Source organism: Staphylococcus equorum, assembly GCF_029024965.1.
Taxonomy (GTDB): Bacteria; Bacillota; Bacilli; order Staphylococcales; family Staphylococcaceae; genus Staphylococcus; species Staphylococcus equorum.
The window spans coordinates 222,607-242,886 of the sequence record NZ_CP118982.1 but is presented as its reverse complement, the minus strand read 5'-3'; the positions used below and the strand labels follow the sequence as shown (position 1 = coordinate 242,886).

The 20,280-nt window shown below is 33.8% G+C and carries 20 protein-coding genes and 1 pseudogene; 9 read left to right on the top strand and 12 right to left on the bottom strand.

Annotated elements, in window-relative coordinates:
• The first annotated feature begins 96 nt into the window (after nt 1–96).
• Nucleotides 97–1,664 (top strand): annotated as a pseudogene (locus tag PYW44_RS01090) (alanine/glycine:cation symporter family protein).
• Nucleotides 1,665–1,742: 78 nt separating this feature from the next.
• Here PYW44_RS01090 and PYW44_RS01085 read toward each other — a convergent pair.
• Complete coding sequence (locus tag PYW44_RS01085; RefSeq protein ID WP_021338902.1) at nt 1,743–2,291, bottom strand: helix-turn-helix domain-containing protein; 549 nt, start codon at nt 2,289–2,291, stop codon at nt 1,743–1,745.
• Nucleotides 2,292–2,453: 162 nt separating this feature from the next.
• Between PYW44_RS01085 and PYW44_RS01080 the strand changes: the two genes are divergently transcribed.
• The 4 genes from PYW44_RS01080 to PYW44_RS01065 all read left to right on the top strand — a co-directional run bounded on the left by PYW44_RS01080 (nt 2,454) and on the right by PYW44_RS01065 (nt 5,477).
• Nucleotides 2,454–2,996 (top strand): LysE family transporter, encoded by a 543-nt coding sequence (locus tag PYW44_RS01080; RefSeq protein WP_233640620.1) that lies wholly within the window; start codon nt 2,454–2,456, stop codon nt 2,994–2,996.
• A 90-nt stretch (nt 2,997–3,086) separates the two neighbouring features.
• The gene (locus tag PYW44_RS01075; protein ID WP_021338904.1) at nt 3,087–3,515 is read left to right on the top strand and encodes a pyridoxamine 5'-phosphate oxidase family protein; all 429 of its coding nucleotides are present in this window, start codon (nt 3,087–3,089) and stop codon (nt 3,513–3,515) included.
• A gap of 217 nt (nt 3,516–3,732) precedes the next feature.
• Nucleotides 3,733–4,782: an ABC transporter permease gene (locus PYW44_RS01070; RefSeq protein ID WP_021338905.1), complete on the top strand. Its 1,050-nt coding sequence runs from the start codon at nt 3,733–3,735 to the stop codon at nt 4,780–4,782.
• A 17-nt stretch (nt 4,783–4,799) separates the two neighbouring features.
• The gene (locus PYW44_RS01065; RefSeq protein ID WP_002506461.1) at nt 4,800–5,477 is read left to right on the top strand and encodes an ABC transporter ATP-binding protein; all 678 of its coding nucleotides are present in this window, start codon (nt 4,800–4,802) and stop codon (nt 5,475–5,477) included.
• Between the two features lie 74 nt (nt 5,478–5,551).
• Here the strand turns inward: PYW44_RS01065 and PYW44_RS01060 are convergent, their stop codons facing one another.
• The 3 genes from PYW44_RS01060 to PYW44_RS01050 are packed head-to-tail and all read right to left on the bottom strand — an operon-like array spanning nt 5,552 to nt 9,201.
• On the bottom strand, nt 5,552–6,913 hold the full coding sequence (locus PYW44_RS01060; RefSeq protein ID WP_031265934.1) for a gluconate:H+ symporter: 1,362 nt from the start codon (nt 6,911–6,913) through the stop codon (nt 5,552–5,554).
• A 16-nt stretch (nt 6,914–6,929) separates the two neighbouring features.
• A complete protein-coding gene (locus PYW44_RS01055; protein ID WP_021338907.1) occupies nt 6,930–8,312 on the bottom strand; it encodes a four-carbon acid sugar kinase family protein in 1,383 nt (460 codons plus the stop codon).
• A 13-nt stretch (nt 8,313–8,325) separates the two neighbouring features.
• The gene (locus PYW44_RS01050) at nt 8,326–9,201 is read right to left on the bottom strand and encodes an NAD(P)-binding domain-containing protein (RefSeq protein WP_021338908.1); all 876 of its coding nucleotides are present in this window, start codon (nt 9,199–9,201) and stop codon (nt 8,326–8,328) included.
• 115 nt (nt 9,202–9,316) lie between these two features.
• Here PYW44_RS01050 and PYW44_RS01045 point away from each other — a divergent pair, with 115 nt between their 5' ends.
• From PYW44_RS01045 to PYW44_RS01030, 4 genes are all read left to right on the top strand, one after another.
• A complete protein-coding gene (locus PYW44_RS01045) occupies nt 9,317–9,934 on the top strand; it encodes a GntR family transcriptional regulator (RefSeq protein WP_021338909.1) in 618 nt (205 codons plus the stop codon).
• A 250-nt stretch (nt 9,935–10,184) separates the two neighbouring features.
• On the top strand, nt 10,185–11,111 hold the full coding sequence (locus PYW44_RS01040) for a VOC family protein (protein WP_021338910.1): 927 nt from the start codon (nt 10,185–10,187) through the stop codon (nt 11,109–11,111).
• Nucleotides 11,112–11,124: 13 nt separating this feature from the next.
• Nucleotides 11,125–12,186 (top strand): LLM class flavin-dependent oxidoreductase, encoded by a 1,062-nt coding sequence (locus PYW44_RS01035; protein WP_021338911.1) that lies wholly within the window; start codon nt 11,125–11,127, stop codon nt 12,184–12,186.
• A 10-nt stretch (nt 12,187–12,196) separates the two neighbouring features.
• On the top strand, nt 12,197–12,763 hold the full coding sequence (locus tag PYW44_RS01030; protein ID WP_021338912.1) for an NADPH-dependent FMN reductase: 567 nt from the start codon (nt 12,197–12,199) through the stop codon (nt 12,761–12,763).
• A 145-nt stretch (nt 12,764–12,908) separates the two neighbouring features.
• On the opposite strand, the gene PYW44_RS01025 is transcribed toward PYW44_RS01030, so the two are convergent.
• The 8 genes from PYW44_RS01025 to PYW44_RS00990 all read right to left on the bottom strand — a co-directional run bounded on the left by PYW44_RS01025 (nt 12,909) and on the right by PYW44_RS00990 (nt 20,244).
• Nucleotides 12,909–13,892, bottom strand: coding sequence for a choloylglycine hydrolase family protein (locus tag PYW44_RS01025; RefSeq protein ID WP_021338913.1), 984 nt, complete (start codon nt 13,890–13,892; stop codon nt 12,909–12,911).
• A gap of 156 nt (nt 13,893–14,048) precedes the next feature.
• Nucleotides 14,049–14,585 carry an anaerobic ribonucleoside-triphosphate reductase activating protein gene (gene nrdG, locus PYW44_RS01020; RefSeq protein WP_021338914.1) on the bottom strand — a complete coding sequence of 179 codons (537 nt, stop codon included), beginning with the start codon at nt 14,583–14,585 and terminating at the stop codon, nt 14,049–14,051.
• Entirely contained in the window at nt 14,582–16,450 is a 1,869-nt protein-coding gene (nrdD, locus tag PYW44_RS01015; protein ID WP_256610042.1) for an anaerobic ribonucleoside-triphosphate reductase, read from the bottom strand. Before nrdD ends, nrdG begins: the two co-directional genes overlap by 4 nt.
• Nucleotides 16,451–16,588: 138 nt before the next feature.
• Complete coding sequence (locus PYW44_RS01010; protein ID WP_021338916.1) at nt 16,589–17,590, bottom strand: ThiF family adenylyltransferase; 1,002 nt, start codon at nt 17,588–17,590, stop codon at nt 16,589–16,591.
• Complete coding sequence (locus tag PYW44_RS01005) at nt 17,587–18,354, bottom strand: thiazole synthase (RefSeq protein ID WP_021338917.1); 768 nt, start codon at nt 18,352–18,354, stop codon at nt 17,587–17,589. Before PYW44_RS01005 ends, PYW44_RS01010 begins: the two co-directional genes overlap by 4 nt.
• Before the next feature lies 1 nt (nt 18,355).
• Nucleotides 18,356–18,556, bottom strand: coding sequence for a sulfur carrier protein ThiS (thiS, locus tag PYW44_RS01000; protein ID WP_021338918.1), 201 nt, complete (start codon nt 18,554–18,556; stop codon nt 18,356–18,358).
• Nucleotides 18,534–19,658, bottom strand: a complete 1,125-nt coding sequence (locus tag PYW44_RS00995) for an NAD(P)/FAD-dependent oxidoreductase (RefSeq protein WP_021338919.1) — start codon at nt 19,656–19,658, stop codon at nt 18,534–18,536. Before PYW44_RS00995 ends, thiS begins: the two co-directional genes overlap by 23 nt.
• A complete protein-coding gene (locus tag PYW44_RS00990) occupies nt 19,651–20,244 on the bottom strand; it encodes a thiamine phosphate synthase (protein ID WP_232621041.1) in 594 nt (197 codons plus the stop codon). Before PYW44_RS00990 ends, PYW44_RS00995 begins: the two co-directional genes overlap by 8 nt.
• Nucleotides 20,245–20,280: the final 36 nt, after the last annotated feature.

The window sequence follows — 20,280 nt, the reverse complement described above, 5'->3', positions numbered from 1 at the left end:
TTGACACTCTTGCTCACAGATTTCAGACGTGTACAATTACGAGCGAGCGCTTACATAAATCAGTATAAAAATTCATTTTATGTTAGGAGAATTAATTTGATTACAGAATTCATTGATTTCTTAGATAAAATTATATGGAGTCCTCCGTTAGTTTTTGGTTTATTAATAACAGGATTGATATTTTCACTTATTACTCGCTTCGCACAAGTGAGACAATTTAAAGAAATGTTACGTTTATTATTCAAAGGTGAAAAATCTCCACAAGGTATTTCTAGTTTTCAAGCTATTTCATTATCACTAGCTGGCAGAGTTGGCACTGGGAATATCGTTGGTGTGTCAGCTGCCATATTTATTGGCGGCCCCGGTGCAGTCTTCTGGATGTGGGTGACAGCTTTACTAGGTGCAAGCATTGCATTTGTAGAGTCTACATTGGGTCAAATATATAAACAAAAGGAAAATGGGGAATACAGAGGCGGCCCTGCTTATTACATTGAAAATGGTATTGGAGGAAAGTTCGGAAAAATATTTGCGTTAATATTTGCTATAGTGACTATTATTTCAATCGGACTTTTAATGCCAGGCGTACAGTCCAATGCAATTGCAACTTCATTACATAGTGCTTTTAGCATTCCAAAATGGGCAGTCACAATTTTTCTAGTAATATTACTATCGCTTATCATTTTTGGTGGAATTAAACGCATTGCCAGTATGGCAACAGCAATTGTCCCTTTTATGGCTATAGCTTACATTTTATTAGCTGTTATTGTAATTTTTTTAAATATTGAGGAGTTCCTGCATTATTCGCACTTATTTTTAAATCTGCACTAGGGTTACAATCTACTTTCGGTGGAATTATTGGGGCAATGATTGAAATTGGTGTAAAACGAGGATTATATTCAAATGAAGCAGGTCAAGGGACAGGACCCCATGCAGCTTCAGCGGCAGAAGTATCTCACCCAGCAAAACAAGGGCTTGTACAAGCTTTCTCAGCTTATATAGATACTATTTTCGTCTGTACAGCTACCGCACTAATTATTTTAATTTCAGGAACTTATAATACAACAGATGGCACAGAGAATGCACAAGGACAGCCTAATTTAATTGAAGATAATGGTGTTTATGTATTAAATGCAGATGGCTCTAAAGATTTCTCTGGGACTGCCATGTATGTACAATCTGGTATCGATAAAGCATTTCAAGGCGATAGCTACCAATTTGACCCAAATTTCGCTGGATTCGGCTCTTATTTTATAGCAGTTGCATTATTTTTCTTTGCATTTACTACCATATTAGCTTATTCGTATATTACCGAAACAAATATTGCGTATCTTACTAGAAATTTGAGTGCTAAAAAATCAAATTTTTATATTACATTGACCCGTTTCCTACTTATTTTTGCCACTGCATATGGCACAATCAAGACCGCTGATGCTGCGTGGGCAATGGGCGATGTAGGTGTTGGTATGATGGCATGGCTAAATATTATAGCTATATGGATTTTATGTAAGCCCGCCTTTCGTGCTTTAAAAGATTTTGAAAATCAGAAAAAATCGAAAGGCTCTGGCAGCTTAGCTGTTTATAAACCCACGCAACAAGATGCTCCTAATGCATATTTTTGGTTTAACAGAGAAAAAAATAAAGACAATTTTCATAAAAAAGAATAATAAATCTTTTACACACAGTTATATTATTTTATAACAAAACCCATGCCCTCTACTATGTAGAGAAACATGGGTTTTAATTTATTGATAGTCAATAACCATAGATATTAGGGTCATATTTTCTCCATTATTAACATAACTATGAGAGATGTCTGATCTGAACCTCAAAGCATCGCCTTCGCCTAAATGAAGCGTTTCATGTTCTAAATGCATTTCTAATTGTCCATCAATTACAATAATTGATTCCTCTGAACCGGATAAATGGGGTTCGGCATCTAATGTTGCTCCTGGATCAAGCTCAACGTAAAAGAATTCAAAGGACTTACTCTTTTCAAATGGAAAATATGGATAAACACGATATTTCCCCTCATCTTCAGTAACAGGTACAACATCTTCTTTTTTTAACTGTGTATAATCTGACTCTGCCTCATTCATTAAACTACTAAACGATAATTTTAAACCATTACTAATTTTCCAAACGGTATTTATTGAAGGAATCGTATTACCTTTTTCAATTTCATTCAATGAAGATGTGCTCACCCCTGTGAGCTTTGATAATTTGTCCAAGCTAATCTTATTTTTCTTTCTATATAAGTAAATATTCTTAGCTACTATTTTATGAAATTCCATTATTATGCCCCTTTTACATTGACTTTCCTGTTTAATGGATATAAAATCCTTTTAAAAGGAAATATCCTATTGAGCGGAAGTTTTATATTTATATTTCCATAATACAGGATAATGAAGGGAGAATGCAATTTGTTTATATCATTTGTTTTTTATACTTTTTTTATGAGTTATACACCTGGACCAAATAACTTATTAGCATTAGATGGCGCTTTAAAATTAGGTCTTAAAGGCACTGCGAAATTCTTAATTGGTATTGGATTAGGTTTTTTAACACTTTCCATGCTTTGCTTATTATTTAGTGAGTATATGGCTGCTTACTTTTCGAGTTTTATATTTGTAATTAAAATAGTGGGATTTATTTACTTATTGTATCTTGCTTATTCTGTATTTAAACACAATGCTAAAGACGCTCAACAAAGCAATACGTATCGTATGAGAGATGGTTTGCTTCTTCAATATATGAATCCTAAAACAATCGTTTATGTACTTACTGCAATCGTGACCTATGTAACTACTCAAAATATAAGTTTTCTTGCTACACTCAGTTATACAATTATCATTGCACTTATAGGTGTTTCAGGTGCAGTTGCCTGGGCAGTTATGGGACTTTGCTTTAAAAAACTTCTATTAAAATATGAATTTATCTATAAAGTTAGTATGTCTGCATGTCTTGTAGTTTTAGCATTTATGATGATTTTAGAATAATTATTATCTAATTGAACTTCATTAGTTTTTTCGGAATTTAGTTTTTAAATATCATTATTAGGGAATAAAGCAAACAGAGGTGATTTATATATGGATAATACTAATTTAACTAACAAGATTAATGAAATACTTAATACATCACGTGTCGGAGTGCTATCTACCGCATATAATAATGTGCCTAACAGTAGATATATGATTTTTTATAATGACGGTAACACGCTTTATACAAAAACAAATGTTAACTCAATAAAAATTGACGAAATTGAGTCAAATCCACGTGCACATATTTTAATTGGTTACGATGACACAAATAATCGTAGTTTTCTAGAAATTGATGCCACATTATCAATTGCTCAAGACCAAGAAACAATTGATTGGTTATGGCAAAATCAAGACAAATCGTTTTTCGATAACAAAACTGACCCAGAATTATGCGTAGTTAAAGCTCAGCCACAATCTATTAAGATAATGAATGATAAAACATTAGATGAACCACAAACTATTAATTTTGAAGATTAATTTTCAAAGCACTTGTATAAGCAATGCTTATACAAGTGTTTTGTCTTTCATTAAATAATCTACGATTCAAGATACACTGTCTTTTTTACATAGAAAATGAATACATCTTATTTTTTAATAGGTTATGATAGAAGTAAGCTTTATAAAACAAGTAAGTTGAAAATGAATTTTTTAATTTATATAAATATAATCGCAATTAACACATAGGAGGTAATTTATGTTTTTAGCATGGAATGAAATTAAGCGTAACAAGTTGAAATTCAGCTTGATTATCGGTGTCTTAATTATGATCAGTTACCTACTTTTCCTTTTATCCGGCTTAGCAAGCGGTCTGATGAATATGAATAGAGAAGGCATCGATAAATGGCAAGCCGATGCTATTGTATTAAATAAAGATGCAAATGAAACTGTAGAACAGTCTTCGTTCAATAAAGATGATGTCAGAAATACATATGATAAACAAACGACTTTAAAACAGACTGGTGTTATCGCTTCTAATGGTAATGCAGAAGAAAATGCCTTACTATTTGGTGTCACTTCTGATTCTTTCCTAGTACCTGATATGATAGAAGGCAAAAAAGTAAAATCTGACAATGAAGTAGTGGCGGATGAAACTTTAAAAGATAAAGGGTTTAAAATAGGAGATAAATTATCGTTATCACAATCAGATGAAAAATTGGAAATTGTAGGCTTTAGTGAAAGTGCTAAATACAATGCCTCGCCAGTCCTATTTTCTAATAATAGTACAATACAAAAAATTAACCCTTCATTGGATAAAGATACAACCAATGCGGTCGTGGTCAAAGATAAAAATTGGAATAAGCAAGATTTAAATAGTGATTTAGAAGCTATAGAAATTGAAAGTTTCGTTGAAAATTTACCAGGTTATCAAGCTCAAAACTTAACTTTAAACTTTATGATCACGTTCTTATTTATTATTTCTGCAACAGTGATTGGCATTTTTTTATATGTCATTACGTTACAAAAAACAAATTTATTCGGTGTATTAAAGGCACAAGGTTTCACAAATGGATATTTAGCAAAAGTTGTATTATCACAAACATTCATCATTGCAATGATTGGTACATTAATTGGACTGGCGCTAACTTTACTGACCGGCGCCTTTTTACCAAGTGTAGTCCCGGTTAAATTTGATGTTACTACATTATTAGTATACGGCGTCGTCCTTATCATAGTTTCTCTATTAGGTAGCCTCTTCTCGATATTGACGATTAGAAAAGTAGATCCACTCAAGGCAATAGGATAAATAGGAGTGTATAATAAATGCTAGAATTTAAAAACGTCACTAAAAGCTTTAAAGACGGGAATCAAACAATTGAAGCTGTAAAACCTACATCTTTAAAATTTAATAAAAATGAACTAATTGCCATTATCGGACCCTCTGGTTCTGGAAAAAGTACGTTTCTAACAATGGCCGGCGCATTACAAACACCTACATCTGGTGAAATTATCATCAATGATAAACACGTTTCTCAACTGTCGTTAAAAGAATTAGCAAAAACGAGGATGCAAGAAATTGGTTTTATTCTTCAAGCTACGAATCTTGTACCATTTCTAAATGTAAAACAGCAATTTAAGTTACTACAAAAACAGAAAAAAGATGTGCTAGATGAAGCAAGTTATAATCAACTTGTTAAGCAACTAGATATTGCGGTGCTTGAGAATAAACTTCCAAGTGAAATATCTGGTGGACAAAAGCAACGCGTTGCGATTGCTAAAGCACTTTATACAAAACCATCAATTATTCTAGCTGATGAACCAACCGCTTCATTAGACACGAATAATGCAATGGAAGTAATGAAAATTTTGAAAGAACAAACGATGGAACAAAACAAAACTTGTATCGTCGTTACGCATGATGAGCGACTAACAGAGTATTGTGATAGCGTATATCACATGGAAGATGGTATGCTTACGCTGACTCAGGACAACAAATCATAATAAAATCCCTTCATAGCAATCACATTCAAGTGATTGTTTATGAAGGGATTTTTTATTTTGGTTAACAATTAATATCATATAATTAAATTTGTGATTAATATTAAGATAAGACCTACCACAGATAAGATAGACTCTAATAGCGTCCATGTTAAAAATGTTTCTTTCATAGTTAAACCAAAGTATTCTTTGAACATCCAGAAACCTGCGTCATTAACATGAGAACAGAAAATACTTCCTGCCCCAATTGCTAATACTACTAAGGAAATATTCACATCTGCTGTTTGCAATAATGGTAATACAATTCCTACTGAAGAAATCGCTGCTACTGTTGTAGAGCCTAATGCTGTACGTAATAAAGCAGCGGCCAACCACGCAAGAATAATCGGTGACATTTCTGTGCCTTTAAATATTTCTGATATAGTGTCACCAACACCGCCATCGATCAATATTTGCTTGAATGTTCCTCCACCACCAATGATAAGTATTAACATAGCAATTGGTGTAATTGCGTTAGCAACAGTGTCCATAATTTCCTTCATTGTTTGTTTACGTCTAATTCCCATTGTATATATCGCAAACAACACAGCGATAAGCATTGCAGTTACAGAAGTACCAATAAAGTAAATAAAACCTTCAAATCCTTTGGCGTTACCATCATCATTACCCGTAATGAGTTGTACCACTGTCGCCAATAACATCAATATAACTGGAGCAAGTGCTGTTAGTAGACTAATACCAAAACTAGGTAATTGATCTTGATCGTATTCCTTCATTTCTCCAACTGCTGCTTGATTACCTTCTCTTTTAAAAGCTTCTGGTGTCAGTTTATGTGCAATTAAAGGAAATGTTCCGCCAACAATAATCGCTAACGGAATTCCAATAATGATTCCATACATTAGCACATAACCAATATTTGCATTAACAGCTTCGGAAATCGCTACAGGACCTGGATGAGGTGGTAAAAATCCATGTGTTATAGCAATTGATGTTGCCATTGGTAAGCCGACTTTTAAATTCGATATTTCCATTCTTTTTGCTAATGTAAATACTAATGGAATTAATAATACAAACGCTACCTCTAAAAATAACGAAATACCAATAATAAATGAAGCAATAATCATAGCCCAGGTCACATATTTTTCGCCAAAAACGTTTATAAGTGTGTCTGCAATACGTGTTGCTCCACCACCGTCAGATAACAGTTTTCCTAAAATGGACCCGAGACCAAAGATAATTGCAATATGTCCTAAAGTATCGCCCATCCCTTTTTCAATAGTAGTGACAATCGTGTCTAAAGGCATACCTAGCAAGATACCTGTTACCATTGAAGTAATGATTAATGCAATAAATGTATTTAATTTAAGCCAAATAATTAACATTAATAATATAAGTACCCCTATTACTACAGCAATTAATGGCCACATTTCTCCCATCATTTTATCTCCCTACCTTCTAATTCTCTTTTATACTACTGTTCATTTTGTATACATTTGTTAACGTATTAGTACTACCAATATTTCCCGGGAAAATAACATAAGGCATATTAGAATACTTTGCTTCTTCACCAGTCAGCCACACAGGTACGCCTTGCGTTATTTGCCCAATTACTTGTGCTTTTTTAATTTCCAATCCTTTAGTGGCAACATCACTAGAAGTGATTCCGCCTTTGGCAATAATAAACTTTGGTTTTATGCTTAAGCCCCTTACAATTTCTACCAAAGCATTTGAAATATTTGTAGAAATCCCTAAATTATTTGTTAAATCTTCAGTCTTAATAACATCTCTAGAAGTATAAACAACCACATCTTTACTATTTTTAATTAATGCTTCTACTTCTTGAATTCTTTCGTCTATATATACGTTTAAATCTGCCTTAGTAACTGATTTAACATCAAATTCAATTGGTGTGATATGAGTGTTGTTTAGTAAATGGTGTAATTGTGATGATGTTTTTTTCACATGTGATCCAACGATAATCAAACCGCCATGGTTATTATTACTAAACTGATTTAGATTAATGATTTCACCTGGAGTCTGACACATCGATTTCACAAACGATGCAGCTGTTCTAAACATAAATTTCTTATCATCATTCGCTAAAAATGCTGTTAAACAAGATACAAAATAATCCATATCTTCATCATTTAATGCATCTACCACGACTGCATCAAAGTTTGATACTGCGTGAAATGTTTGTAATATACTTTCTTTATTTCTTTCTCTTATTTGAGATAACGTAATATGGTATACATTTTCAGCTTTAACGTCACCAAAACTCTTCTCTTCTATAAAATCTGCCATCGTTTGGGATTCAAAACCAAATGTAGTATCATTTGCAAATTCACTTTCAGAAACAGGAGTGTATTTCCCATCTTCTTTAAGATAATGGACGCCGTTATATGTATACCTCTCACCTTCAAAAAATTCAGGTAAATAAAACACCGCATCAAATGCTTTTTCTGAGGCATCACTTAAGACCTTAGGTTCTAAATAAAAGTGACCTCTTAGAGTGGAATCGCCCCTACTAATTACAATAAAAGGGTAGTCTAAACGTCGAGAAACCAATTCTATATTTCGACTAATTTCCTGATGCAATTTTGTCGTTTCTTGTTCATTCAATGCTCTAGAATTAGTTAATATATAAAACATATGATTCTCTTGGTTAAATCCATCTTCAATTAAATCTTCCGACCAATCTGTATACACAGGTAAGTCTTTAACTGTTTGTGTACCAGTTGGATCATCATCCAAAACTATGATTTTATATTTAAAGTCATCCAATTGCTTATGAATCTCGTCATTGTTTGTTTGATTAATTAAATCTTCAGTTAGCACTTTCTCACCTCATCTATATATTATTAATTTTTTCAAAATATTTTATAATACCAGAATGATCATTTGTACCATTCCCTTGGGCTACTTCTGATTTATATATTTCTTTGACTTGATTTGCTAAAGGTAGTGTTAGTCCAACTGTATCTGCTGTCGAACTTACATTCTTCATATCTTTCAGGTTTATATTAAGTGTGCCACCAGGTTGATAATCTTCTTCAATCATCTTAGGAAATTTTGCTTCCATAACATTTGAACCTGCAAGGCCATCTTTAATTGCTTCATGCATGCTTTCTAAGTCAATATCAAATTTTTTCGCAAGTACAACTGCTTCAGAAAGTGCTGCAATATTTGTATTTACTATAATCTGATTAGCCAGTTTAACAACACTTCCTGCACCGACATCACCGACTCTTATCACAGATTTTGCAATAGGTTTTAGAACGCTCTGAACGATTTCTAAATCTGATTCATCACAACCAATCATGACTGAGAGTTCACCAGTAATTGCTAATGGCTCACCGCCACTTACAGGTGCATCTATATATTTAATTTGCTTTTCTTTCAAAACTTTACTTATCTCTAACGACTCATTTGGCGTTAACGAACTTGTATCAACGACTGTCTGAACACTAATATCTGACTGATTTAAAATTGCATCTTTTCCGCTGTATAAAACTGCTTTTACAATTTCACCATTAGGTAATGAAGTAATAATGTGATCTACTTCTTGAGCCATTTGTTTTACAGATACTGCTTGTGCCCCCTCATTAATAGCTTCTGCTTCTGCTTCTTTATTCAAATCATTAACGAGAACCGTCACATTCTCTTTCAAGTAATTCTTAACCATTGGTTTTCCCATTATACCGAGACCAATAAATCCTATTTTCATAAATTACACCCTCCTGAAAACGTTTACAAACATTATTGTATACTAAAACAGTTAAAATGTATACATTTATACAAAGAATTATTTATAGTACACTTATGATAATGAGGTGAAGAAATTGAACACTAATGAATTAACTGTTTATCAAAAGATTAGAAATGATATTATTTCTGGTGAATTGAAAAAAGATGAAAAGATTACAGAAGCTAAACTTGCTAAGAAGTATGATGTAAGCAGAACACCTATACGCGAGGCTTTGAAACAACTAGAATTAGAATATTTTATTAAAAACTCTTATATTTTCATGCCAACAAGTGAAGAATATAGACAAATTTTTGAAATGCGTATTTTATTAGAAACCTATGCATTAAGAAAAGCAGCGGTAGTATACACAAAAGAAGATTTAGAAGAATTAAATAAGTATGCCGAAATAAATATCGATAAAGAATCTGAAGATCAAATTATTGAAACGAATGACAAGTTCCATCAAAAGATTATTGCAGCTACAAATAATCAATTTATACTCGATACGTATCAAAAATACAAAAGTTTTATCTATTTATTTAGTCAAACTGTCATTAATCAACGTCGCCCTGGATTAATCGAAGAACACAAGGAAATTGTTGCGGCACTTTTTAAGAGAGACATAGATTTAGCTGTTGAATTATTAGAAACACACCTAAAAAATGATTTAGAATTCAGTCTCTATTATTTAGATTTTAAAAAAACTGAATAACATCAAATAGGCATAGATACATAGTAATTCAATGTATCTATGCCTATTTTTATTTCGACTAATTATAGAACTAATATAATTTAAATGAAAACTATGTATAAATTATATTAGTTCACAGTTATTGCTTTTTTTCCATTTTCGACATATATTATAGATAACTAGTATACTTTTTATACTACATCGGTTTATTTTCTTTTAAATAGGTAATGAGTATTAAAACTAGAAATTATCATAATACGGGGGTACACATATGAACATTGTCGGTCATCATCACATTTCAATGTATACAAAAGATGCTCAAATAAACAAAGACTTCTACACTCAACTATTAGGATTACGCTTGGTAGAAAAATCCGTGAACCAAGATAATCCAACTATGTATCACTTGTTTTTCGGTGATGAAATTGGCTCTGTCGGTACATTACTAAGTTTTTTTGAAATTCCACATGTAGGTAAGAACCGTCCTGGTACAAATTCTATCCATCGTTTATCATTACTCGTCCCAAATGAAGCTGCACTATCTTATTTCAAGTCGCGTCTCACAGAAGCTAATATTACGACAACTGATATAACATATCTAAATCAGCCAGCACTATTATTTAAAGATGTCGATAATCTAGAAATCGTATTGCTCGTTAACGATGATTATAAAATCCCCACAACGTGGAGAAAAAATCCTTATGCGGATGTTCCTGTACAACATCAAATATTAGGTATGGGACCTGTTGAGCTTAGAGTACGTGAAGCTCAACCAACAATCGATTTTTTAAAAAACGAACTAAATTATGCACCTCGTCAAGACACTGACGAAACTGTTATGACATTAGATCAAGAAGGTTTGTATACTGATTTCGTAGTTATTGAACAACAAGGAGAGCGTGCGCGTCCTGGTCAAGGATATGTACATCATATCGCCGTGAACACGCCAAAAGATTCAAATTTAGAGTCCGTATTAAACACAATTGATCATAACCCAGGAAATAATAGTGGCATTATAGATCGCTACTTTTTCAAATCTCTTTATTATCGACATAATAGTATTATGTATGAATTTGCAACTGATTCACCTGGATTTACGGTTGATACAGAGATTGAAAACCTAGGTAAAGAACTCAATTTGCCAGATTTTATGGAAAATCAAAGAACAGAAATAGAGTCTAAACTACATGATTTATAAAGGATGATACGCTATGGCTAAATTAAAAATGAATGAAAATACCCCATTAGAATTTGGTCTTTATTCACTTGGAGACCACTTACTTAATCCTCATAAAGGTGAAAAAGTAAGTTCTGAAAAACGTATACAAGAATTAATTGAAGCGAGTCAATTAGCCGAACAAGCAGGTATCAACGTTTTCGGCGTTGGTGAAAGCCATCAAGAACATTTTACTACACAGGCGCACACTGTTATTTTAGGTGCAATCGCACAAGCAACAAATACGATTAAAATATCTAGTTCATCCTCTATTATTAGTGCAGCTGATCCAGTTAGAGTCTTTGAAGACTTTGCAACACTAGACCTTATTTCTCAGGGTCGCACAGAAATTGTAGCGGGAAGAGCATCACGCACTGGTATATTCGATTTATTTGGTTTAGATTTAAATAACTACGACGAACTTTATGAAGAGAAATTAAATTTACTGTTAGAACTTAATAAAGCAAATAAAATTACTTGGTCTGGTAAGTTCAGACCTGACTTAAATAACATGGAAATTTTTCCAAGGCCTATAGATAATGTGTTACCAATTTGGAGAGCAGTTGGTGGTCCTGCTGCTAGTGCAATCAAGGCTGGTCGTCAAGGTATTCCGATGATGATTACAACTTTAGGTGGTCCAGCAATGACATTTAAAAATTCTATAGACGAATACCGTTTAACTGCCAAAGAATATGGCTTTGACAATTCCGCTGAAGCATTACCTGTTTCTACAGCAAGTTTATTCTATACTGCTGATACAACACAAGCTGCTTTACGTGAATTTTATCCTCATATTAATGTAGGCATGTCATTTATAAGAGGAACTGGTTATCCAAAACAACAATTTGCAAATACACCTGATTATAGAGATGCCCTAATGGTAGGAAGTCCACAGCAAATTATTGAAAAAATACTTTACCAACATGAGTTATATAATCACCAAAGATTTATGGCGCAAATTGATTTTGGTGGTGTACCTTTCGATAAAATCATGAAAAATATCGAACTTATCGGTAATGAAATTATACCTGGAGTCAAAAAACATTTGAAAAAGTAGGTGACTTAACATGAAAATCGTAATTCTATCCGGCTCAACTGTCGGTTCTAAGACAAGTACAGCCATGACATATTTAAACGAAGCAATTTCTCATCAACATGAAGAACATGAAATTCAATTTTTTGATTTAAAAAATTTAAATTTGTCATTTAGTGATGGTCGCAATTATTTAGATTATTCAGGGGATACTTTAGAATTCACTACTGCCTTAATGCAAGCTGATATTATTTTTATTGGTTTCCCTATATTCCAAGCTTCAATTCCTGGCACTTTAAAAAACGTATTTGATTTACTTCCTGTTAACGCTTTTAGAGATAAAGTTATCGGAATCATAGCCACGGCCGGTTCGCCTAAGCATTATTTAATTCCTGAAACACAATTAAAACCAATATTAGGTTATATGAAGGCACACATTATTCAAACTTATGTATTTATCGAAGAACGTGATTTCTCACAAGGTACGATTGTAAATGATGATATCTTATTCAGAATAGAGGAATTAGCTACTTCAACATTACGCGTCTCCAAAGTGTATTCACAAATAATAGAAGAAGAAAATGATCAATATGACTTTTAGTATATAAATTTCACAAATTAAACTTAAGTACATTAATCATTAATCATTAATTATAAAATAGTTGATTTAATACAAATACGGAGAAACGATAAATATCATCGTCTCTCCGCTTTTTTAATCTTTCATCATTATAATCAATATGTTATTAATTCAATTTATTGGTAGCTAAACCTTTAGCTGTTTCAAAAACAGTAATATCTTTTTTTGTGATGAGGTCTTCAGTTAATTGCAATTCAGTCATTTGGTTTGTATCGTACCATTTAACATACATTGTGCGTGTTGTTAAATTGAACACTGTTTGGTAAAGGGTATAATGCAATTCTCCATTTTCATCAAGTACAGCGCCTTTAGGAATACTAATGCCATCTAATAATTTGAATGCATCCAACACATCATACTCAGGTTTGTCACTATTTATAAGATGATTTTTCAAAAATGCGGTGCGCACAAATCGCTCTGGTGCTGTATAGCCACCCGGTAAACCATAAGTGCCACCTTCATTTCCTAAGGATTTTAGTGGTTGCCCCATAAATGTACTTTCCTTTGGTTTCTGTGGTGTAATATTTGTATAATTTCTTAGGTTTTCGTAATGCCAGTTTAAATCTGGGTTATTCGTTAATACGCCGATTGGATTTTCATTTATGACGATACGGCCACCTTGGAATGTAAGTTCGACAGATCTACCTGTATCATCAGAAACGTGATAATGCAATGGCGGTACTTCTGCAATTTCGTTTACTACATGTGCTACCACATTAACTGATTTAGCATTTTCGATTAAATCGTCAATATTTTTATTATAGCCAAGTATCCATGTAATAATTTCGTTTTGGCTAATATTTATAAAGCCTTCTCGTACTTCAGAAGCATACGATGCATAACCTCTAAAGTATTGTACGGAAGCACCCACGCCGTGTTCATTCACGCCGTCTCCAAATACAAAGCCTGCCATATCGCTGCCTGCTCCGATAAAACCATACAGCGTCTCACCTTTATATCCAACACGTGATTCCCAATAAAAATGACGCGGCTGTACTGCGGGTTGTCCGTCCAAATGATAGACAAAATCCATCGTACGTCCTAAGATCGCCTGGTTACTCTTTGATAAGAATGAAAATCCTGTACACATTCATAATCTACTCCTTTACGCTATGCTTAATCTCTATCTATAATGATTAAATTCAGTTTCTTGTTCCTTGTTCCCCTCTATATTAGGAAACTTCTTACTATATTAATACTAATTCGCTTGCGTAACCGAGTTAGAATATAAAAAATTAAGTTCTTTTTAAGTCGTAATATATTCACATCGTTTACCTGTGCTCAATGAAATTGGTACATCAATAATGCGTTGATTTAATGAACCTTTATAAGGTAAGTTAGGTTGAAACAAATGATTGATAAAAGGCCCATCTACTAATACATCGATGAGCTCAAGTAATGCCCTTCTCTCAGCAGTATCTTGAACTAAATATTCATATAAAAATCCTGTCCATACCCATAACGATTTGGAATTACCAAAACGTTGCCTCAATACTTGGGCACATTTTAAAGTAATATCTAAATTGCAAAAAGGTTCGCCACCTAAAATGCTTAAACCTGAAATATAATCAGGTTCACAATAATCCATAATTTCTTCTAAAATAGTTTCGTTAAAACGTTCTCCGTATCTAAAATTTTGAGCAGCTTTGTTATAACAATTTTTACAAGCAAAAGGACAACCAGAAACGTACATACTGCATCTAACCCCTTCGCCATCAACAAAGCTCTGCGCTTCTATTTTGGCAATATAACCTTGTCCCTTTGTGATTTCTAAGATCTTCATAATGTTGTATCTTTCAAGTGTTTAACACGTGCACACATTTCTTTATGACGACCTTCAATTGTCGGCCGTTGTACAGGATTGCCTAAATAACCGCAAGTTCGTTTAACGACATCTACGGTTGTTGGGTCATCATTACCACATTCAGGACATCGATAACCTTTAGCTGTTGTTTTGAAATCTCCTTTAAAATCACATTTACGACAATGATCGATAGGGATATTCGTCCCTAGATAGCTCACCTTGTCATAGGAATAATCCCAAACCGCTTCCAAAGCTTTCAAATTATGATTGAGCTTTGGATACTCGCAATAGTGAATATACCCACCGCTCGCATATACAGGATAATCTTTTTCAAAATCTATTTTCTTAAATGGTGTAACGTCTTTACGTACATCATAATGGAATGAATTTTGGTAGTAGCCTTTATCTGTAATGTCAGCAACGTCACCAAATTTTTCTCGATCTAATCTGCAAAATCTATCTGTTAAAGATTCACTTGGTGTACTATATATGCTGAACCACACATCGTATTTTTCAGTCCAACGTAGTTGATAAACTTTCATGGCTTTTAAAATAGCTAACGTAAATGCTTTGCCTTTGGACTTACTTTCCCAATTCGGACCAAAGAATACTGTAGCCGCTTCATATAAACCGATATACCCCATAGACAATGTTGCACGTTTACCTTTAAATAGGTCCATCACACTATCATTGTCTGTTAAACGATGTTTAAATGCGCCATTTTTATATAAAATAGGAGCATTATCAGGTGTTGCTTCTGCTATTCGCTCTAAACGATACACTAACGCATCATGCATGATATTCATGCGTTCATGGAATAATTTCCAAAATAGTTCTATATCTCCATCAGATTCTAATGCAATGCGTGGTACATTGAGTGTCACTACCCCAAGATTACATCTACCATTATTTTCATATTCACCTGCTTCATTTTTCCATGCAGGTAAAAATGAACGACATCCCATCGGTGCTTTGAAATCGCCTAGCAATTCCACAGTTTTATCATAATTTAAAATATCTGGGTACATACGCTTTGTAGAACATTCTAGCGCAAGTTGTTTAATATCATAATTGGGATCTGATTCACTGAAATTCACACCCTTTTTGATGGAAAATACTAATTTAGGAAAAATTGCGGTAATGCGGTCTTTACCTAATCCTTTAATACGCGTGTGAAAAATTGCTTGCTGAATTTTACGGCTATATTTATCTATACCGAGTCCAAATCCCAGTGTTACAAATGGCGTCTGTCCATTAGATGTATATAAAGTATTAATTTCATACTCTAAACTCTCAATAGCATCGCCTATATCTTGTGTCACTTGATTATCCACAAATGTATCAATATCCGCTGCATTCACAAATTTTTCTGCAACTTTGCGGTGTTTTTGCTCATTAAATAGAGCGTACTTACTTAACAATTCATCGACTCTATCAATTGTGCAACCGCCATACTGACTACTCGATACATTCGCAATAATCTGTACTAACTGCGCAGATGCTGTTTGAATCGATTTCGGTGAAGTCACTGTTGCGTTACCTATTTGAAAACCGTCTTCTAGCATAATTTCAGCATCGATTAAGCAACAATTCGTTAATGGTTGAAAAGGATGATAATCTAAATCATGAAAATGAATATCTCCCTGTTTATGCGCTTCAGCCACATGCTTTGGCAGTAAATAGTCCAATGCATATGATTTAGAAACTACTCCCGCCGTTAAATCTCTCATTGTTGAAAACGTAGAACTATCTTTATTGGCATTTTCATTAACTACTGTAGGATCTTTAGTAATAAGATTTTTTAAATTCGTTTCAAGTTTATTCACATTATCCCTCTTTACTATATATTGTGTTTTATTTTAATTTATAACACTATATATAGTGATTCAAATATGAACATCTACGTTAACGAATTTGTCATATATTTTTAAACATTTCATGAACTTTAGTTTGTTTTTGCAATAAATGTATTAACTCATTTATCACTTTAAGCATTTTAGAAATTCTTCATATAATGCTACAGCTTGGTCTTCATTTTCAATACCATACACGTTCATTCTGCCGTCTTTAAATAGCGTTATTTCATAATCTCGATAAGATATCATTTTAGCGAAATAATTACTTTTCATGACTTTCACTGGTAGTAAATCTGTATATTTAAATATTTGAGGAGTAAATCTCAATAGAAATACATTACCGCACTGTTTTTCAATAGAATTTTGTTGAGCCATGTTGAGATATTCATAATTTCCTTCGTTACAGATAGGGCAGTTATTGTTTTTTAATGTATCTATATTAAGTGTTTTATACTGCATCGTATAGCAGTCCATCGTTGTTAACTTTCTAGAAAAACCTTTTCCAGACAGCCACCTTAATAACTCTGATACTTCCATGCTTGCCACTTGATGAATCACTGGAGGAAGTACACCATTTATTGCGCAACTTTCCCCTGTAGATGGCGTTGTACCAAGCATACATTTTAAGCATGGCCCATGATAATCAATGGCATATACTGTACCCTTACTGCCTACAGCTGCTCCATAAATCCATGGCACACCTAATTTATGACAAACTTCATTAATCAAATACCTAATCGCAAAATGATCCATTCCATCCAGTACGATATCAGGTTGATGTTGACAGAGTAATGCTTCTATATTTGTATTTGTAATCTCTTGATATAACGCCTGTACTTGAACTTCACTATTAATTTGTCCAAGATGTACTTTTAACGCTTCTACTTTAGGCAGCATTTGCGTGGCATCTGCTTCAACATAAGTAGCCTGTCTGTGTAAATTGGATTCTTCTACAATATCCATATCGATAATAGTGAGCTGACCAACACCCATTCGAGTTAACAACTCTGCACATTGGCTTCCAAGCGCACCTGCGCCCATAATCATGACATGTGTCTGTTGCAATTGCGCTTGTCCATATTTACCAAATGGTTCATAACGCATTTGACGATCATAGCGTTGTGTCATAGGAACCCTATACCTTCAGTAGGGCTTGAAGCTTGTGCTGTGTATTTCACTGGTATTCTTCCCGCTTCATAACTCAACCTACCTGCATGAATACCTAATTTCATCGCTTCCGCCATTTTCACTGGATTTTGTGCGCTAGATATTGCCGTATTAAGTAGGATACCATCTGCTCCGAGTTCCATTGCATGACAGGCATCTTTAGGAGAACCAATACCCGCATCAACTATGACAGGAACATTTACTTTTTCGATTATATAACGTAAATTCAAAGGATTATTAATACCTCTTCCCGTGCCTATCGGTGATGCGAGTGGCATAATTGCATGCACACCTAAATCTTCTAATCGTTTTGCTAATACCACATCATTAGAAATATAAGGACAAACTGTATAACCTTTATCTAACAAGATTTCACAAGCTTTATACGTTTCTAACGGGTCGGGTAATAACGTTTCATCGTCTCCTATAACTTCTACTTTTATCATGTCACAGACACCTGCATGATTTGCGATTTCAGCTATGCGGACTGCTTCTTCTGCTGATTTGGCCCCGGCAGTATTAGGAAAAGTAATGAATTTAGATAAGTCTACTTTCGCTAATGGATTGGGTAACTTTTTATCATATAAATTCATTCGACGTACTGCAAAGGTCAAAACCTCTGTCCCTGACGCCTCGATTGCTTCAGTTTGTATCGCTTCACTATCAAATTTCCCTGTTCCTAATAATAATCTTGAATTTAACTTAAATTCGCCTATCTTGAACATGTTATCCGCCTCCTACAAATTCTAATAATTCCAAACGATCGTCATCCGTAACCTTATGCTTTGAAAATTGTTCTCTCTGAATTAATTGTTCATTATGTTCCACAATCATACGCGTTTCATCCAAATCTAGTTCTTGAATCACTTCCTGAATACTTAATGCCCTATCAAAAGTAAAGTTGTCACCGTTTATAATGCACTTCATTGGTCTTACCCCTTTCAATTATAAAATCTGCAAATTGTTCCGGCTTACGATCATACTGAATCCAATCGCCCATCCATTTTCCAACGTAAGGTGATAGTAAAATGCCATTGCGATAATGTCCTGAAATGATAAATAAATGTTTAGCTACTTCATCCATAATGGGTTTTTCACCTGAGGTATAAGGTCTAATGCCTGACCATTGATTGATTAATTTACCATCTCTTAAGTTAGGAATATGCATCGTAGCCTGTTGTAACAACCATTTTTTCCCTAATTGAGAAACACCTACTGAATAATCATCAAAATAACTTGTGGCTCCAATTAAATAACGATTTTTCATTTTTGGAACAACGTAACAACCATTTGTAGTAAATAGCGTTGTTTCTAAAGACAGATTTGGATGCTCTACAAGTAACACTTCACCCTTAACTCCTGTAACACTACTGTTTGGCATGTGGTGGCTCAATAATTTTCCACTCCAAGCTCCTCCAGCGACCACTACCTTTTCCGCAGTTAACACATCTGTATCCGTTACCACACGATATCCTGGATTTAATGGTGTTATGTCACTAACTTCTGTGTTGTAAATACGGTGAATGCCCCGTTGTTCTAATGATTTTAATAACGCTTTCGTGTATTTATTGGCATTGATTTGATTATCATTCGGTATATACATCGCGGATAAATTGTCTGATATTACGTTGCCATTCGTTCTTTCTTTCAGTGACTTTGCAGGCAATAATTCCACATCTCGGTTGTATTGCTGCAGAAATTTGTATTGCTTTTCAACACTTGCATTATCATCAATACTGCTTGCGAGTTTAATTAAACCACTATCCAGATATTCAATATCTAAGCCTACTTCATCTAGCAAACTATCCCTCAGTGGCTCGAACATAACTTGAGACTCTCGTGCTATATGAAACAAATCACTGTCTTCAGTAAATTCATTTTGAGCACCAAGCATGCCTCCAGCTTTAAATGAAGCATGTTTCCCTGGTATATCACGATCTATCACAGCAATTTTGATATCTGATTTACTTAATTCTCTCGCGATTGACATGCCCATTACACCAGAGCCAATGATTATGACATCATACATACGTCTGCCAAGCCTCCTTCAGCTGTTTGATTTCATTTACGTTTTGTTGCGCAAAAATGGAAATCCCTGCAATGCCTTTGAATCCATTAGGTAGCTCTTTTAAAGTTTGTGTATTGATACCGCCTAAAGCGATAATTGGGATATTGAATTTTAACGCTTTATTTATTTCATTTTCTGTCCTTGGATGTTGATTCGGTTTGGAATTGGTTTTAAAAATATGTCCATATAAGACAAATGCTAACTGTAATGCTTCTGCTTGCGCTATATGTTTTGTGTCGTGTGTAGACATACTAACTTGGATGTCTGGATGATTATATTTAAAGTCCGCTATGCGCTCATCTTTTTCTTTAAAATGAATCGCACGTAACTTGCATCGTGTTAATACAGTTAAATTGTCATGAATAATTATTTTACTTTTAGGAAAGCCGGATTGATTAAGCAAATGAACCCAATCAATCAATTCAGCCGTCTCCATTGGTGTTCTGATAATTAAATAGTCTATAAACTGCTCTATTTTGATATACTGCTTAATTTCTACTGCATTTAAATACTTATACTGTGTAATTGCTATAAACAATGTTTTCACCCCAAATAAAAAAACGTCATTTTTCTGGTAAGAAAA

Excerpts from the sequence above, each read along its gene's own strand:
- PYW44_RS01085 (WP_021338902.1), bottom strand. The coding sequence starts at position 2,291 with ATGGAATTTCATAAAATAGTAGCTAAGAATATTTACTTATATAGAAAG.
- PYW44_RS01080 (WP_233640620.1), top strand. The coding sequence starts at position 2,454 with ATGAGTTATACACCTGGACCAAATAACTTATTAGCATTAGATGGCGCT.
- PYW44_RS01075 (WP_021338904.1), top strand. The coding sequence starts at position 3,087 with ATGGATAATACTAATTTAACTAACAAGATTAATGAAATACTTAATACA.
- PYW44_RS01070 (WP_021338905.1), top strand. The coding sequence starts at position 3,733 with ATGTTTTTAGCATGGAATGAAATTAAGCGTAACAAGTTGAAATTCAGC.
- PYW44_RS01065 (WP_002506461.1), top strand. The coding sequence starts at position 4,800 with ATGCTAGAATTTAAAAACGTCACTAAAAGCTTTAAAGACGGGAATCAA.
- PYW44_RS01060 (WP_031265934.1), bottom strand. The coding sequence starts at position 6,913 with ATGATGGGAGAAATGTGGCCATTAATTGCTGTAGTAATAGGGGTACTT.
- PYW44_RS01050 (WP_021338908.1), bottom strand. The coding sequence starts at position 9,201 with ATGAAAATAGGATTTATTGGTCTCGGTATAATGGGAAAACCAATGGTT.
- PYW44_RS01040 (WP_021338910.1), top strand. The coding sequence starts at position 10,185 with ATGAACATTGTCGGTCATCATCACATTTCAATGTATACAAAAGATGCT.
- PYW44_RS01035 (WP_021338911.1), top strand. The coding sequence starts at position 11,125 with ATGGCTAAATTAAAAATGAATGAAAATACCCCATTAGAATTTGGTCTT.
- PYW44_RS01030 (WP_021338912.1), top strand. The coding sequence starts at position 12,197 with ATGAAAATCGTAATTCTATCCGGCTCAACTGTCGGTTCTAAGACAAGT.
- PYW44_RS01025 (WP_021338913.1), bottom strand. The coding sequence starts at position 13,892 with ATGTGTACAGGATTTTCATTCTTATCAAAGAGTAACCAGGCGATCTTA.
- nrdG (WP_021338914.1), bottom strand. The coding sequence starts at position 14,585 with ATGAAGATCTTAGAAATCACAAAGGGACAAGGTTATATTGCCAAAATA.
- PYW44_RS01010 (WP_021338916.1), bottom strand. The coding sequence starts at position 17,590 with ATGACACAACGCTATGATCGTCAAATGCGTTATGAACCATTTGGTAAA.
- PYW44_RS01005 (WP_021338917.1), bottom strand. The coding sequence starts at position 18,354 with ATGTTCAAGATAGGCGAATTTAAGTTAAATTCAAGATTATTATTAGGA.
- thiS (WP_021338918.1), bottom strand. The coding sequence starts at position 18,556 with ATGAAGTGCATTATAAACGGTGACAACTTTACTTTTGATAGGGCATTA.
- PYW44_RS00995 (WP_021338919.1), bottom strand. The coding sequence starts at position 19,658 with ATGTATGATGTCATAATCATTGGCTCTGGTGTAATGGGCATGTCAATC.